The following is a 15,948-nucleotide window of genomic DNA, read 5'->3' on the forward strand; positions in this document are numbered from 1 at the left end:
CTCGGTCCTGAGCGCTAGCTGGGAATCTTGTAACGTTCCGAAGCTGCGGCGATTGCAGGGGGCGCGATCCTTTACTCTGGGTAATACACCCCTGCCACATGCTGGACAGAGTGCATGCCGACAGTAGGAGCCCATGCGCGTCACCCTTGCCCTGCCTCGTGAACTGGGTCAGCCGGAAGTGACCCGATGGCGTGCCCTGCAGGAAGCGGACACCGCCTTCGATAACCCCTTCCTATCCCCAGAATTCACCCTCATTGTGGGCGAACTCCGAGACGTCGTACGTGTCGCCGTCATTTACGACGGCCCGGAAATAGTGGGATTTTTCCCCTTCGAACGGCATCCGCTCGGCATCGGGAGACCCGTGGCCGCCGGGCTCACCGACGCCCAGGGCCTGGTCTACGCGAAGGACGTCGAGATCGACCCGATGCGGCTGATCAAGGAGTGCGGGCTCTCGGTCTACGAGTTCGACCACCTGGTCGGCGGGCAGCCGCTGCTCAACGCGCGCGCCGAGCGGCACCCCTCGCCGATCATCGACCTGCGCGAGGGCTGGGAGCCCTACACCGAGACACTGAAGAAGCAGTCCGGCAAGACCTACAAGTCCACCCTGGCCAAGTCGCGCAAGCTGCAGCGCGAGATGGGCACGCTGCGTCACGACTACGCGACCACCGACCTCGCGCCGCTGCGCACGCTGCTGGGCTGGAAGACCGACCAATACCGGCGCACCGGGCGCACCGACAGGTTCGCCCACAAGTGGATCGTCGAGCTGGTCGAGCGGCTGCTGGCCACCCGCACCGAGACGTTCGCCGGGGTGCTCGACATGGTCTACGTCGACGACCGGCCGGTGGCGGGGCACTTCGGGGTGCGCACCCGCACCACGCTGGCCGGCTGGTTCCCCGCCTACGACACCGCGTTCGCGAAATACTCCCCCGGGCTCATTCACCACCTGGCGATGGCCGAGCGCGCCGCCGCCGACGGCGTCCAGATCATCGACATGGGCCGGGGCCAGAAGGAGTACAAGGACAAGCTCAAGAACGGCCAGCTTGAGGTGGCCGAGGGCCGGGTGGCCAGGGCCGGCGTGGCGGCGGGCGTCCACTGGATGATGCGGGTGCCGGTGCGCAAGACCAGAGCCACGGTGATGGCCAATCCGGTGCTGCTCAAAACCGCCGACAAAGCGTTGAAAACGTACGGGAGACTGCGTACTGTCCTACAAGGGTGAAACGCATCGCAGAGCGCACAGGCCGTCACTGTCTGTCGCTTCCGTCCAACCGGCTGGGGCTCTACCTCGCGCTGCGTCACTGGTGCACGCCCGGCCAGCGGCTGCTGATGTCACCCGTCTCGGCGGACGAGATCCTCTTCCTCGTGCTGGCGGCCGGCCTGCTCCCGGTGATCGCGCCGCTGTCACCTCGTGACGGCAACATCGACACCTCGCGCGTCGACCTCGCCGGCGTGGACGCGGTGCTGACCACCAACCTGTACGGCCTGCCCGACGACGTCCCCGCCTTCGCCGGGAAGATCCTCATCGAGGACGTCGCCCACGCCATGGAGACCGACCTCGGGGGCCGCCCGCTCGGCACGTTCGGGCAGGCCGGGGTCTTCAGCCTGTCGAAGCACCCGTCAGCCGGCTCGGGCGGCGTGCTGGCCGTCGAGCACGAGTCCGACCTCAAGGCGCTCACCCGCGCCCGCGACGCGCTGCTCGCCCCAGGCTCGCTGCGCGCCGACATGCTGAGCGTGGCCACCTCCATGGCCCGCCAGGCGGCGCTCAAGCTCGACCTCGTACGCCCCGCGCTCGCGCTCGCCCGCCGCCTCGGCCTGATGGAGCCGCGCGACGGCTACCGCATCCCGCTCGCCGCCGACCGGCTCAAGGAGGCGCTCAAGCAGGTGCCCGTGCTGCCGCCCTTCGACCCGTGGGTCCGCGCCGACCTGCATCACTACCGGGCGCGCAGGAGCCGTCTGGCGCGCTGGTACCAGGCCAGGCGGGTGGAGCGGGTGCCGCGCGACCGCGCGCGCCGGCTGGCGGGCGTGCAGCGCCTGGCCGAGCTGCCCACCGTCGTGCCCGCCGTGCTCGACGACCTGTCCAGGCCGCTGTTCCGGGTGCCGCTGCTGGTGCGCGACCGCGACGCGGCGATCGCCGAGCTGGAGCGGCGCGGGGTCTCGACCGGCTACCTGTACGACCCGCCGTACGACGACTACGCCCCCGGCTTCACCGACCCCTCCCCCGACCCGCTGCCCGCGCGCTGGTGGGCCCGTCACGTGCTGCCCGTCGACCCGATGTACACCTTCCGCTCGCTGCCCGTCCTCAGCCGGCTGGAGCCACCGGAGCGCGGCCCGCACGGCTGACCTGCTCAACCGGCGTCGCGGATCAGCCCGGCGATGATCCGGCAGCCGCGCCGCACGTCGGCCAGCGACGCGGAGCCGTACCCGATGACCAGGCCGTGCAGGCGGGGCTCCGCGTGGTGGTGGCGGAGGGTGGAGTCGAGCAGCACCCCGCGCCGCGCCGCCCGCTCGATCACCACGGGCACCAGGTCGGGCGGCAGCTCGGCGAGCACGTGCAGGCCCGCCGTGTCGCCGCGCAGGCGGCAGAACGGGCCGAGCAGCTCCACCACGGCGGCGCGGCGGCGGGCGTACTCCAGGCGCATCCTGCGCAGGTGGCGGTCGAGGTCGCCGCGCTCGATCAGGGTCGCCACCGCCTGCTGGACGGGGCCGCTGGTGCGGTCGGCCACCGCCACGCGCAGCGCGGCCACCTCGGCGAGCAGCTCAGGGGTGCCGACCAGCCAGCCCACTCCGACGTCGGGCGCCAGCGTCTTCGACAGCGTGCCGAGCAGCACGACGCGGGCCGGGTCGAGGCCGTAGAGTGCGGGCAGCGGGGCCACGTCGTAGCGGAACTCGGCGTCGTAGTCGTCCTCGACGATCGTCGCGCCCGTGCGCCTCGCCCAGGCGAGCAGCCGTTCCCTGCGCGGGATCGGCAGGCGGCCGCCCAGCGGATATTGATGCGCGGGGGTGGTGTAGAGCAGGCGCAGGTCCGTGGGCAGGCGATCGACGATCACGCCGTCCTCGTCCACCCGGCACGGCACCACCTCGGCGCCCCTGGAGCCGAAGATCACCCGAGCCGCCGGGTAGCCGGGGTCCTCCACGCCGGCCTTCGTCCCGGGCTTCAGGAGGATGCGCGCGACCAGGTCGAGCCCGTTGCCGGTGCCCCTGGTGACCAGGACGTTCTCCGGGCCGACGACCATGCCTCTGGCCCGCCTGAGGTGCTCGGCGAGCAGCTCGCGCAGGCGCGGCAGGCCGTACGGGTCGGGCGAGGCGCTCGGCGGCAGGTCGGCGGCCTTGCGCCAGGCGCGCTTCCACGCCGCCTGGTCGTAGTCGCGCACCCAGGGGCTGCCGGGCGTGAGGTCGATCGCGCCGTCCGGAGGCGGCGGCGCGGCCGGCACGTGAGGACGCTCGACCGGTCCCGCCTCCTGCGGAACTCCAGGGGTGAGGTCGGCCACGAAGGTGCCGGAGCCGTGCCGGCCGTCCAGCCAGCCCTCCGCGTAGAGCTGCTGGTACGCCTCCGTCACCACCGTCCTGCTCACCCCGAGCTGCACGGCCAGCGCACGGGTGGACGGCAGCCGCTCACCGGGCGCCAGCGCGCCGTCCAGCATGGCCCGGCGCAGCCGCCCGGCGAGCTGGGCGGTCAGCGGCTCGGCCGACGTGCGGGAGAGGGAGAGCGGCAGGTCAACGGGCGTACGCATGCAAGTGGTCTCTAGGAAGGCGGCGATAGTGGCCCTACAGCGTAGGTCCACTTCGTGGTTACGGTCGAATCATGCTCTCCACCACTCCGCGGACCACGCTCGGGCGCTCCAAGGAGCGCGGCAGCACCGACAGGAACGACCTGTACGAGGTGCTCGACACCGGCCTGATCTGTCACCTCGGCGTGATCGTGAACGGCCACCCGATGGTGGTGCCCACCGGCTACGGCCGCATCGGCGACACCCTCTACCTGCACGGCTCCACCGGCGCGACCTCGCTGCGGGCGGGCGAGGGCGGGGAGGTCTGCGTCACGGTGACCCACCTCGACGGCATCGTGCTGGCCCGCTCGATCTTCCACCACTCGGTCAACTACCGCTCGGCGATCATCTACGGCCGGGCCAGGCCGGTGACGGACCCCGACGAGCGCGTGGAGGGCCTGCGCGCCCTGTCGGAGCGGCTCGCGCCCGGCCAGTGGGACTACGTCCGCCGCCCCTCGCGCAAGGAGCTGGCCGCGACCGCCGTCCTCGCGCTGTCGCTGGAGGAGGCGTCGGTGAAGATGCGCAGCGGCGGGCCGAAGGACGAGGAGGAGGACTACGCGCTGCCGGTGTGGGCCGGCGTGCTGCCGCTGGTCACCTCGTGGGGCGAACCCGAGCCGGATTCGGTGCTCCCAGAAGGTATCGCCACGCCTGTTCACATCCTCCATCGGGAGTAGTTCCATAATTCCGGAACCACCTGGCAAACCAGACCCCTTGATCACACGTCTCATCAGGTGGGCCGGCTCCTGATGGGAGAGGCATATGGAGTGGAGCGCTCCCGGTTATACAGAGGTCAAGCAGCTCGGGGCGGGTGCCAGCGGGCGCGTCGCGCTGGCCGTGCACGACGACACCGGGCTCGAAGTAGCGATCAAATATCTGTCCCACGACCTGCTGCGCGATCCCGCGGCGCTGGCCAGGTTCCAGTCCGAGGCGCGGCTGCTCACCACGCTGCGCGATCCCCACATCGCCACGATGTGGGAGTACGTCCAGGACGCCGGCGGCGCCGCCATCGTCATGGAACTCGTCAACGGCGTCTCCCTACGCGCCCTGTTACGCGAGAACGGCACCACCGAGCCGGAGGCGGCACTGGTCGTGCTGAAGGGCTCGCTGCTCGGCCTGGCCAAGGCGCACGCGCTGGGGCTCGTGCACCGGGACTACAAGCCGGAGAACGTGATCGTCCGCGACGACGGCGTCAGCAAGCTCGTCGACTTCGGCATCGCGGTCCGCCAGGGCAGCGCGACCAGGGCGGAGGGGACGCCGCCGTACATGGCGCCCGAGCTGTGGGAGAACGGGCCCGCCTCGCCCGCCACCGACGTGTACGCCGCCACCGCCGTCTTCTTCGAGTGCCTGACCGGGCACCGCCCCTACCGCTCGACCGAGCCGAGCGTCCTCGGCTACCAGCACCTCCACGCCCCCGTGCCCTTCCACGACGCTCCCGAGCCGGTGCGCGAGCTGATCAGGCGCGGGCTGGCCAAGGACCCGGCGCGGCGGCCGGGCAGCGCCCTGGAGTTCGTGGCCCAACTGGAGGCCACGGCGCGGGCGGCGTACGGGGAGGACTGGGAGGAGCGCGGCAGGCGGCGGCTGGCCGCGCTCGTGGCCCTGCTCGCGCTGCTGCTGCCCAGACCGCAGGCGTCCACGCCCGAGGTGACGACCTCGCTGGCGCGGACCGTCTTCCGCGGCATGCGGTCGAACGCGCGGCGGCTGACGATGGGCGGCGCGATCGCCGCCGCGGCGGCCGTGGCGGTCGTGGTCGTGCTCATCAACCGGCAGCCACCGGTCGAGGAGGCGGCGGGGGCGGCGGCGGTCGTACCGCCGAGTCAGGTCGCGACGGAGCCCGCCACCGGGCCGCCCGCGACACCTGCCGAGACCGAGCCGACGCCGGAGCCGACGCCTGAACCGACGCCTGAACCGACCAGCCCGGAACCCGAGGCGACGCCGCAGGTCGTGCCACAGGGCTCGCCGGAGGCCGGCGAGCCGGAACGGGCCAGGCCCACGCGGAGCGCCCGCGTCCCGGAACCGGACGACGCGCGGCCCACGCGCCCGTCGTCCTCCGCCCCCACCGGCACCAGGACGACCGAGCCCACCGTCACGCCCACACCCACCCCCACTCCTACGCCCACACCCACACCCACGCCCACACCCACACCCACTCCTACGCCGACCCCGACGGAGACCGGCGAGCCCGTCACCTCCGTGCAGGCCGTGTCACTCGGCCGGATCACGGTCGGCTCGGACGGCGTCGCCCGCAGCACGCTCTCCCTCCGCACGAGCGGCGAGGGCCGCGTCACCGCCACCGCCGCCTGGACGGCCGCCGGCGAGGACGGGCGGACCCAGCGTGTCAGGCTCAGCGGCGCGCGCACCTACACCCGCCCGCTGACCTGGTCGATGGGCGAGCGCCCGTGCGGTGAGAGGGTCTCCCTGGCCGTCACCACCTCGCCCGCCGCTCCCGGAGGTCCCGCGACGGCGACGGTGTCCGTGCCGCCCTGCCCGACCCGGGTGACCGCGCTGAACGTCGCGCTCAACCTCCCCGCCGCGCCCGCGCGCACCGCCACGGCCCGGGTCAGGGTCACGGCGAGCGGCACGGGCGTGATCCCGGTGCAGGCCGGGTTCGCGGTGGACGGGGAGCCGATGGGAACGCGGAGCGCGCGGTTGTCGGGACGCACGTCCTACGCCGAGTCGTTCGCCCTCGCCCTGCGCTCCCGTCCCTGCGGGTCCACGCTGTCGGTCCAGGTGAGCGCGGGCGGCAGGACCGACACCGCCCGGATCGCGGTGCCCTGTCCCCCGCAGGTGCGCCGCGTGGCCATCGTGGCGGCGGGCGCGGACGGCGGCCTGCGCGCGCAGGTCAGGGTGACCACCGCGAACACCCGGCCGGTACGGCTGACGGTCAGGTTCGCGGCCGGTGAGGGCGGCGGCGCGCAGACGGTCACGCTGTCGGGCGCGACCTCCTACAGCCGGTCCTTCAGTCACCCGGTCAAGCTGCCCTGCGGCACGCGCTGGTCGATCACGGCCGTCACCGCTCCGGCGGCGGCGGGCGGCGCGGCCACCCGTAGCGGCAGCACACCGCCCTGCCCCAGGGAGGAGGAGCCAGAGCCGCAGTCCTCCCCCGTACCGCAGGACAGCCCGTCCAAGGAGCAGCCGCCGGCCGAGCGGACCCCCTCGGAGGAGGCCCGTCCCAGGTGAACGCGGTCGCGGGCGGCTGCGTGAGCGCCGCCGCCCGCCGCGCGCGATCCGGCGGTCAAGGCATGATCAAGTGATATTTCTCCGCATGTCTGGATTTAGGTAGCGGGATAGTGCTCGCTTCTGGTTAAGCTACGGTCCGTTTGATGAGGGTGGGGGCCCAACAGACTCCAGAGGAGACCGTTATGCACGGTGATGGGCCATGGGGGGTCCCCGGGTACACGGAGGTGCGCGAGCTGGGCTCGGGCGCCGCCGGCCGGGTGGTCCTCGCCAGGCGCGATTACGACGGCGTCGAGGTGGCCATCAAGTACCTCAGCGACGAGCTGAGGTCGGACGTCTCGTTCGTCGCCAGGTTCCGGCATGAGGCGCGGCTGCTGGCCACGGTGCAGAGCGCGTACCACGCCAGGCTGATCGACTACGTCGAGTCCGGTCACGGCGCGGCGATCGTCATGGAGCTGATCGACGGCGCCTCGCTGCGCGAGCTGATCAGGGCCGAGGGGCCGACGGGGCCCGAGGCGGCGCTGACCGTGCTCAAGGGCTCGCTGCGCGGCCTGTCGTCGGCGCACACGATCGGCATCGTGCACCGCGACTTCAAGCCCGAGAACGTCATGGTGCAGCGCGACGGCACCAGCAAGCTCGTGGACTTCGGCATCGCGGTCAGAGTCGGCGAGGGGGCGAGCGCGGCGGGGACGCCGCCGTACATGGCGCCCGAGCAGTGGGCGGGCACCCCGGCGAGCCCCGCGACCGACGTGTACGCCGCCACCGTCGTCTTCTTCGAGTGCCTGACCGGCAACCGGCCCTTCCGCGCCCAGAACGTCGCGGCCCTGGCCCGCCAGCACCAGAGCGCCGCCCCGCCCGTGGGCGACGTGCCCGAGCCGCTGCGCGGGCTGGTCGAGCGCGGCCTGGCCAAGCGGGCGGACGACCGTCCCGCGTCGGCGCAGGCGTTCCTGGCCGAGCTTGAGGAGATCGCGGCGGCCGCGTACGGACCCGACTGGGAGGAGCGGGGCCGCCGCCGCCTGGCCGCCCTGGCCGGCGCGCTGGTGCCGCTCTTCCCGACGGCGCCGGCCGACGAGCCGGCGCAGGCCGACACCTCGCTCGCCGAGACGCGTTTCCCCGAGCCGAAGGGCCTGCTCAGCAAGCTGCCCGCCAAGATCGCGGTCGCCGTGGTCGGCGTGGGCGTGATCGTGGGCGCCGTGGTGTTCGCGGTCGGGAACAGGTCGGACGAGACCGTGCTGCAGGCGCAGACCACGGAGGTCACGCCGACCGCGGCCGAGCCGGGCACGCCGGAGCCGGTGGAGACGGAGCCCGAGGAGGAGCCGAGCGAGCCGGAGGAGCCCGAGGAGGCGCCGCCCACGTTCGCGGAGGAGACGCCGGCGACCGTCCCGACGGTGACGCGGACCCAGGCGCCGCCGGTGGTGCGGCCCACCAGGACGCCGAAGGCGACCCCGACCCGGACGCGGCCGACCCGCCGCCCGGTCAGGACGCCCGCTCCGAAGCCCACGCCGACGAGCACGCCGACCGACGAGCCGGAAGAGCCCGACGAGCCGCGGATGACCGGCGACATCGACGATCCCAGGGGCGTCACGCCGGAGAGCACGCCCACGCGGACGTCGAGGCCCGCCCCGACGATCAACCCGCCGACCCGCGACCCCGACCGGCCCACCGACCGGCCCACCGACCGGCCGACGCAGACCGGCGGGACGTCCCCTGAGTCGCCGCGCGCGCAGACGCCGACGGACGACGTCCCCCGCTGAAAGGCGGGCACGGAGAGAAGCTGCTCGGGCTCGCCCTCGTGACGAGGGGCGCGCCACCGGTCACACTTGCGGTGAAGGGCCGCAGGACGGGACCAAGCCGAAACAAGCGTTGATGGGCGCCTGGGGGCACGAACGGCGATGAACAACCCTGGAAACGGTATCGCCGGGTTCCGGCTCACCGAGCACACGTGGATGACCGAACTCGGCAACTGGATCGACGCCATCTCGCCCGACGGCCGGCGGGCGGGCGCGCTGCTGTTCGATCCCAAGATCATCGGCCTGCCGGGCGTGCGTGACCGCGTGGTGCAGGCCGTCATGACGGATCAGCGGCTGGTGATGTCCGGGATGGGCGGGCTCATCCCGGTGGCCGACGTGGTGGCGGCCGGCGATCAGGTGTGGCTGCTCACCGCGCAGGCGGTCAGCCCCACGCTGGCCGACCTGCTGGCCGCCGGACCTGTGGACCCGAACGGGGCCGCCTCGCTGCTGGTCGAGACCGCGCAGACGTTGCGGGCGCTGCACGCGTCCGGGGTGACGCACGGCTCCGTGCACCCCGGCACGGTGGTGGTGACGGCCGAGGGCGTGTCGCTGTTGTCCGAGCGCGGGCTGTCGGACGCCATCCGCGCCCGCGTCTCACCGCCCGAGCGGGACGCGGCCGGCTGGGCGTCGCTCGCGCGCGGGCTCGCGGCCTCGCTCGGTCACGGCGCGCCGGCCGACCTGTTCGAGCGGGCCGCGACCGCCGCGACCACCCTGGGGCTGGGCCCGGCCAGGGACCTGCTGGTCAACGAGCGGGGCAGGCTGCCGGGCGGGCGGATCAGCAGGGACGGCCTGGCGCGGGCGGCACGCGGGCGGTCGGCGTTCGCGCAGGCCCCGTCGTACGCCCGAGCGCCGGTGCCCGTCCCCCAGGACGAGGGCGACATCGTCACCCTCCTGCACGTTCCGGCAGGATCGGTGCAGCCTGTCCACTTCGGCCCCGGGGTGGGCGCGGAGACCGGCACCCAGCCGCAACGGCCGGAGACGCCGGTCGAGCGGATCTGGCGGGAGGGCCGCGACGAGGCGGCCACCCTGCAGCGCACGGAACGCCAGGGCAGGGCCGCGCGGGCCAGGCGGCGGCGCACGATCCTGGCCGGGGTGCTCTTCGCGGTCATCATGTCCGGGGCCGTGCTGGCCTGGCTGCGACTGGGCAACGCGGCCGACCTCGCCGTCAAGTCGGTGAACGTGGTGGCGCCGAAGAAGACGCAGGGCTGCGACAGCGCGGTCCTGGTCACGGCGACCGTGGTCACCAACGGGGCGCCGGGCGAGATCACGTACGAGTGGCGCAAGAACCTGGACGATGAGGTGGTGAAGGGGACGTTGCGTACCGAGTCCGACAAGACGTCGTACAAGGTGCCGCTGCGGTGGACGTTGCAGGGCAAGAGCAACGTCAAGGCCACGGCCACGCTGCGCATCCTCACCCCTGGCCCGGTGCGCAGCGACAAGGCGAGCTTCACGTACAAGTGCTGATCACCGCCCTGTGCGTGGCCCGGCGAACCTGACTAATCTGGCGACCATGACCACGCAGACCCCCGCGGGCTGGTACCCGGACCCCTATGGAGAGCCGCAGCTCCGCTGGTGGGACGGCACCCAATGGACGGACGCCACACACGCCCAGGAGCCGGGTCCGGCCCAGCAGCCCTCCGGTCCCCAGTCGCCCCGAGCACAGGCCGGGCCCCAGACCGGGCCCCGAACAGGACCACAGACAGGACCACAGACAGGGCCCCAGACAGGGCCCCAGACAGGGCCCCAGACAGTGCCCCAGACAGTGCCCCAGACAGGGCTGGGATGGGCGACGACACCGGCCAACCCCACGTTGCAGTTCGGCCAGCCGACGTACGGGCAGGCCGCCTACGGCGCGCCGGCGCAGCAGCAACCGCCGTCGGGCGCGCACTGGGGCGGCACCCCGCTGCCCGGCCCCGGCTACGGGCCGCCGCCCAAGCAGAGCAACCCGCTGCCGTGGATCTTCGGCGGGCTGGCGGCGCTGGTGGTGCTGGCGCTGATCGTGGTCGCGGGCATCTTCTTCGTCAACCGCGACACCACGCCGAGCGCCGCTCCGACGCCCACGTTCGAGCCTGAGCGCCCGCCGTCGCAGGAGCCCCCGTCGCAGGGGCCCCCGTCGCAGGAGCCACTGCCCAGCCAGGGCGCTCAGTTCCCGCAGCCGTCCGGCGACCGCATCACCGACGCCCGCGCCGGCGTCTCGTTCGAGGTGCCCGACGGCTGGACGGTGCCGCGGTGGGAGGCGGTCAACAACGGCAGCCCGGTGGAGCAGCAGTTCTCCGCGGCGGTGCAGAAGATCGCGCAGGAGAACTACCGGGGCCAGTCCGACTGGGTGGGCAACGTCTACACGGGCGTGCTCAACGAGCTCTATCCCTACAACGGCGTCTCCGGCATGAGCGACACCGCCAAGGCCGTCTTCGTGCACTTCACGACCCAGTACTACGGGCCGGCCCACGAGAGCAAGGTGGTCGCCGACAAGGCCATGAAGATCGGCGACAAGGACGCGTGGGTGCTGGAGTTTCAGCTCGACTTCACGAAGGTCGCCGAGGACAACGGCTACAAGTGGAAGAAGGAGAACGGCGCGGTCGTGCTGATGGATCGGGGTGCGGGCCAGAGCCCGGCCATCGTGTACGTCTCCGTCCCCGACAACCTCGGCACCGGCGTGGTCGGCGAGGTTCTCGACTCGCTCAAGCCCGCCTGACGGGTGGCACTAGGCTGGTGGATGTAACAAGCGGGCGGATTGCTCCGAGCCGCTGGGCGAGGAGATCGAATGAGTGACTTGCTGGTCTGGATCGACTGCGAGATGACCGGGCTCGACCTGAGCCGCGACGCGCTCGTCGAGGTGGCGTGCGTCATCACCGACAGCGAGCTCAACCAACTGGACGAGGGCGTCGACGTGGTCATCAAGCCGCCGCCGGAGTCGCTTGAGCAGATGTCCGAGGTCGTACGCGAGATGCACACGGCCTCCGGGCTGCTGCCCGAGCTGGCGGGCGGCGTGACGTTGTCGGAGGCGGAGTCGCTGGTGCTCGACTACATCCGCCGCCATGTGCCCGAGGCGAAGAAGGCGCCGCTGTGCGGCAACTCGATCGGCACCGACCGCACGTTCATCGCCCGCGACATGCCCGGGGTCGATGGCTATTTGCATTACCGGATGATCGACGTCTCCTCCATCAAGGAGCTGGTGCGCCGCTGGTATCCCCGGGTCTACTTCGCGGCGCCGGAAAAGCAGGGCGGACACCGTGCTCTGGCGGACATCACGGAGAGCATCAGGGAGCTGCGCTACTACCGCGCGGCCATCTTCGTGGGTCAGCCGGGGCCCGATTCGGCGACCGCCCGAGCACTCGCCGAGCGTGTCACGGGCTGAAGGAGTGGCGTAAAGACTCCCGAACCCCGCTACACTTTTCCTGTGCCGCTTCTCCGCGGGCGGCCATGGTGGGTGTAGCTCAGTTGGCAGAGCGCCAGGTTGTGGTCCTGGATGTCGAGGGTTCAAGTCCCTTCACTCACCCCATGTGGGCGAGGTTCCGCACCTTGTGACCTGAGAGATCGTCTCGGTCGCGGGTTCGGGCCTCGCCCTTTTCGTTGTTCCGGTCGACGTCCGCGTTTTTCCCGGGCAACACCCCCAAAACATGACAATGCGGGTTATGCTCGCTGTCTACTGCCAACGCCGGGAGCACGGGGGCCATCGGCGATCACCGTCCGCGCGCGCCCTCGGAGGCCGGATGAGAGTCGACGACGCAGCGTTCGAAAGCGTGTTCACGTCCCTGAGCAAACGCGAGGCCGAAGTCATGGACCTGATCGCGACGGGTCAGTCCAACGGGCAGATCGCCCAGCGGCTGTTCCTGAGCGAGAAGACGGTCAAGAACCACGTCAACCGCATCTACGCCAAGCTCGGCGTCGACTCCCGGGTGACGGCCATCGGGCTGTGGCTGTCACGCCAGGAATGACACCGGGCGCCTGAGACGACGCGGCCACCCCCGGGCCGCGTCGCTCCCGCCTCGTCAGTGGCGTGCCGGGCCGCACGCCCCGCGCCCACGCGCGTCCCGCGGCCGGTGGGTCACTGACTTTTGACTCCGCACTGGTCTGTTTGCGAGCACGTCGCGGAAAGCAGACCAGACATGGGAGATATCACGCGGTCGTGGTGGTTGCTGCTGATTCGCGGCATCGCGGCGATCATCTTCGGCATCCTCGCGCTCATCTGGCCAGGGCTCACCCTGCTCGCCCTGGTCATCTTCTTCGGCGCGTACGCCCTCGTCAGCGGGATCTTCGCGCTGTTCGCCGGGTTCCGCCACGGGGCGCAGTCGCGGGGCTGGCTGATCTTGTCGGGGATCATCGGCATCGTGGCCGGCCTCGTCGCGCTGGCCTGGCCCGGCATCACCTCGATCGCGCTGCTCTTCGTCGTCGCCGTCTGGGCGATCGTCTCCGGCGTCTCCGAGATCATCGCCGGCATCCAGCTGCGCAAGCAGATCGACAACGAATGGCTGCTCATCCTCGGCGGCGCGCTGTCGGTGATCTTCGGTGTGCTGCTGCTCGCCTGGCCCGGCGCGGGGCTGCTCAGCCTGGCGTGGCTGATCGGGATCTTCGCCGTCCTGTACGGCATCGCGATGATCGCTCTGGCTTTCCGCGTGAAGAACTTCACTTCTGGCGCTCCCGTACCGTAAATTTTGTATACGTGACGGCGTTCCTCAAGAGGAATGTCAGAATCGCTGTGGAGGCGCCATGGACGTACACGCCCGCCTTGCCCGCCACCTGCTCGTCGACGGCTACCGTCTCGTGCTCGACCTGGAGCTCAGCCGGGGATCCTGGCTGGTCGACGCCCGCGACGGTCGTCGATATCTGGACTTCTACACGTTTTTCGCCTCGGCCCCCTTGGGCGTGAACCCCCCGTTCGACCCCGACTTCGCGCAGCTCCTCGGCCAGGTCGCGCGGAACAAACCGGCCAACCCCGACATCTACACCGAGCACCTCGCCGACTTCGTCGACACCTTCAGCCGCGTGCTCGGCGACCCCGACCTGCCCCACCTGTTCTTCGTCGAGGGCGGCGCCCTCGCCGTGGAGAACGCGCTCAAGACCGCCTTCGACTGGAAGAGCCGGCGCAACGAGGCCGCCGGACGCTCGCGCGACCTCGGCACCAAGGTCATGCACCTGACCAAGGCCTTCCACGGCCGCAGCGGCTACACGCTGAGCCTGACCAACACCGAGCCGGGCAAGACCGACCGCTTCCCCACGTTCGACTGGCCGCGCATCGACGTGCCCGCCATCCACTTCGGCGACGTCGAGGCGGCCGAGGAGCGGGCGCTGGCGCAGGCGCGGGAGGCGTTCGAGCGCTACCCGTACGACATCGCCTGCTTCATCGCCGAGCCCATCCAGGGCGAGGGCGGCGACAACCACATGCGGCCCGAGTTCCTGCGCGCCATGCAGGAGCTGTGCCACCGCCACGACGCGCTGTTCATCCTGGACGAGGTGCAGACCGGCGGCGGCACCACCGGCACGCCGTGGGCCTACCAGCAGCTCGGCCTCGAGCCCGACGTCGTCGCCTTCGCCAAGAAGGTGCAGGTCGGCGGCATCATGGCGGGCCGCAGGGTGGACGAGGTGCCCGACAACGTCTTCCAGCAGAGCGGCCGCATCAACTCGACGTGGGGCGGCGGGCTGGTGGACATGGTCCGCAGCCGCGGCCTGCTGGAGATCATCGAGCGCGACGGCCTCATCGAGCGCGCCGGTACCCTCGGCGCCACGCTGCTCGAACGCCTGACGAAGCTGGAGGCCGAGCACCCCGAGACCGTCTCGAACGTACGGGGCCGCGGCCTCATGTGCGCCTTCGACCTGCCCGACACGGGCGCCCGCGACGCCCTGATCACCCGGCTGAGGGAGGAGCACGGCGTGCTGGTGCTGCCGTGCGGGCCCAGGTCCGTACGCCTGCGCCCGGCGCTCAGCATCCCCGAGGCCGACGTGGACCACGGCCTGGCCGCTCTGTGCGCCGCCCTGTCGGCGGCCCTCTAGCCGGTTCTACTGCGTGACGCTGGCCCTGCTACGGTGCGGGCCGGCGTACCGCCAGAAGAAGTTGAGCAGCACGCCCGCGCGGTTGCGGCCGCCCAGCAGGTACGCCACGTGCACGAAGATCCACACCAGCCACGCCGGCAGGCCGCGCATGGTCAGCCCGTTGGCCAGCTGCAGCACCGCCTCCGCCTTGCCCACGGTCGCCATGATGCCAGGGTCGCGGTAGGAGAACGGCTGCAGCGGGCGGCCCCGCCAGGCCGCCGCGATCTGCTTGCCCACGTGTTTGCCCATCTGGATCGCCGGCTGGGCGAGCTGGGGCAGCACGTCGGGCGGCGCGGCCAGGTCGCCGGCCACGAAGATCTCCGGATGGTCCGGCACGTTGAGCGCGTCGGTGAGCGTGACCCGCCCGCCCTTGCCCTGCGGCAGCCCCCACGAGCCCACCTCGGGCGGCGCGGTGACGCCGAGCGCCCACACGGTGACGTCGCTGGGCAGGCGGGTGCCGTCGGCCAGCACGACCGCGTCGGGCTCGACCGAGGCCACGGTGGCGCCGAGCCGCAGGCGCACCCCGCGCCTGCGCAGCGCCTCCGCGGCGGCGTCGCGCAGCCGCGCCTTGTACGGCGCCAGCACGTAATCGAACCGCTCGACCAGCGTCACACTGGTCTGGTCGTCGCGCAGCTCGGGATGCGTCAGCGGGATCGTGTTGCGGCGCAGTTCGGCCAGCGTGCCGGCCATCTCGACGCCGGTCGCGCCCGCGCCCACCACCACGACGTGCATGCTCTCGCGCCGGCCCGCCGCGGTGTCCTCCAGGTGGTGCTGGAGGCGGCGGCGCAGCACGGCGGCGTCGCCGAGCGAGTAGATCGGCAGCGCGTTCTCGTGGGCGCCGGGCACGTTGAGCCAGTTGGTGGTGACGCCGGTGGCCAGCACCAGGTAGTCGTAGTCGAGCGAGGTGCCGTCCTCGAACTCCACCCGCCGGTCGTCGGCCAGGATCTTGCTCAGCGAGCCCCGCCTGGCCCGCACGTTCGGCCAGCGGGCGGCGTACGTGCGGGTCGGGTAGGACACGTCGGAGGTGCTCATGCCGGCCGTCGCGACCTGGTAGAGCAGCGGCTGGAAGGTCGCGTACGGGTTGCGGTCGACGAGCGTCACCAGTGCGCCGCTCCTGGCCAGCTCGCGTGTCGCGGCCAGCCCGGCGAAACCCGCGCCCACGACGACGACCCGTGCTCTCTTGCCCATGA

13 protein-coding genes, 1 tRNA gene and 1 pseudogene are annotated in these 15,948 nt (G+C 71.9%); 13 read left to right on the top strand and 2 right to left on the bottom strand.

Translation table 11 applies throughout. From position 1 onward, the window contains the following. Window positions 1-361: 361 nt before the first annotated feature. A complete protein-coding gene (locus ABZW11_RS19035; RefSeq protein WP_355418704.1) occupies window positions 362-1,216 on the top strand; it encodes a GNAT family N-acetyltransferase in 855 nt (284 codons plus the stop codon). Then, window positions 1,213-2,337: a DegT/DnrJ/EryC1/StrS family aminotransferase gene (locus ABZW11_RS19040; protein ID WP_355418706.1), complete on the top strand. Its 1,125-nt coding sequence runs from the start codon at window positions 1,213-1,215 to the stop codon at window positions 2,335-2,337. Before ABZW11_RS19035 ends, ABZW11_RS19040 begins: the two co-directional genes overlap by 4 nt. 5 nt (window positions 2,338-2,342) lie before the next feature. On the opposite strand, the gene ABZW11_RS19045 is transcribed toward ABZW11_RS19040, so the two are convergent. Further along, on the bottom strand, window positions 2,343-3,728 hold the full coding sequence (locus tag ABZW11_RS19045; protein WP_355418708.1) for a PLP-dependent aminotransferase family protein: 1,386 nt from the start codon (window positions 3,726-3,728) through the stop codon (window positions 2,343-2,345). A gap of 71 nt (window positions 3,729-3,799) precedes the next feature. Between ABZW11_RS19045 and ABZW11_RS19050 the strand changes: the two genes are divergently transcribed. The 11 genes and pseudogenes from ABZW11_RS19050 (at window position 3,800) to lat (ending at window position 14,719) form a co-directional block, all read left to right on the top strand. Next, window positions 3,800-4,438 (top strand): pyridoxamine 5'-phosphate oxidase family protein, encoded by a 639-nt coding sequence (locus ABZW11_RS19050; protein ID WP_355418710.1) that lies wholly within the window; start codon window positions 3,800-3,802, stop codon window positions 4,436-4,438. Between the two features lie 85 nt (window positions 4,439-4,523). Continuing rightward, window positions 4,524-6,941, top strand: a complete 2,418-nt coding sequence (locus tag ABZW11_RS19055) for a serine/threonine-protein kinase (RefSeq protein ID WP_355418712.1) — start codon at window positions 4,524-4,526, stop codon at window positions 6,939-6,941. A gap of 182 nt (window positions 6,942-7,123) precedes the next feature. Then, the gene (locus tag ABZW11_RS19060) at window positions 7,124-8,692 is read left to right on the top strand and encodes a serine/threonine-protein kinase (protein WP_355418714.1); all 1,569 of its coding nucleotides are present in this window, start codon (window positions 7,124-7,126) and stop codon (window positions 8,690-8,692) included. Window positions 8,693-8,830: 138 nt separating this feature from the next. Beyond that, a complete protein-coding gene (locus ABZW11_RS19065; protein ID WP_355418716.1) occupies window positions 8,831-10,192 on the top strand; it encodes a hypothetical protein in 1,362 nt (453 codons plus the stop codon). 46 nt (window positions 10,193-10,238) lie between these two features. Then, window positions 10,239-10,343: pseudogene (locus ABZW11_RS19070) on the top strand (DUF2510 domain-containing protein); the annotation flags it as partial. Window positions 10,344-10,490: 147 nt separating this feature from the next. Next, window positions 10,491-11,423, top strand: a complete 933-nt coding sequence (locus ABZW11_RS19075) for a hypothetical protein (RefSeq protein WP_355418863.1) — start codon at window positions 10,491-10,493, stop codon at window positions 11,421-11,423. A gap of 69 nt (window positions 11,424-11,492) precedes the next feature. Then, complete coding sequence (gene orn / locus ABZW11_RS19080) at window positions 11,493-12,086, top strand: oligoribonuclease (RefSeq protein ID WP_355418718.1); 594 nt, start codon at window positions 11,493-11,495, stop codon at window positions 12,084-12,086. Window positions 12,087-12,154: 68 nt separating this feature from the next. After that, window positions 12,155-12,230 (top strand) — tRNA-His (locus ABZW11_RS19085). Window positions 12,231-12,441: 211 nt separating this feature from the next. Further along, complete coding sequence (locus ABZW11_RS19090; protein WP_347699805.1) at window positions 12,442-12,666, top strand: helix-turn-helix transcriptional regulator; 225 nt, start codon at window positions 12,442-12,444, stop codon at window positions 12,664-12,666. A 171-nt stretch (window positions 12,667-12,837) separates the two neighbouring features. Beyond that, window positions 12,838-13,380, top strand: coding sequence for an HdeD family acid-resistance protein (locus ABZW11_RS19095; RefSeq protein ID WP_355418720.1), 543 nt, complete (start codon window positions 12,838-12,840; stop codon window positions 13,378-13,380). A gap of 58 nt (window positions 13,381-13,438) precedes the next feature. After that, window positions 13,439-14,719 carry an L-lysine 6-transaminase gene (gene lat / locus ABZW11_RS19100; RefSeq protein WP_355418722.1) on the top strand — a complete coding sequence of 427 codons (1,281 nt, stop codon included), beginning with the start codon at window positions 13,439-13,441 and terminating at the stop codon, window positions 14,717-14,719. 6 nt (window positions 14,720-14,725) lie between these two features. On the opposite strand, the gene ABZW11_RS19105 is transcribed toward lat, so the two are convergent. Next, complete coding sequence (locus ABZW11_RS19105) at window positions 14,726-15,946, bottom strand: NAD(P)/FAD-dependent oxidoreductase (RefSeq protein ID WP_355418724.1); 1,221 nt, start codon at window positions 15,944-15,946, stop codon at window positions 14,726-14,728. Window positions 15,947-15,948 lie beyond the last annotated feature (2 nt).

This window comes from Nonomuraea sp. NPDC004580, from assembly GCF_040609855.1.
In the GTDB taxonomy this organism is placed as follows: Bacteria; Actinomycetota; Actinomycetes; order Streptosporangiales; family Streptosporangiaceae; genus Nonomuraea; species Nonomuraea salmonea.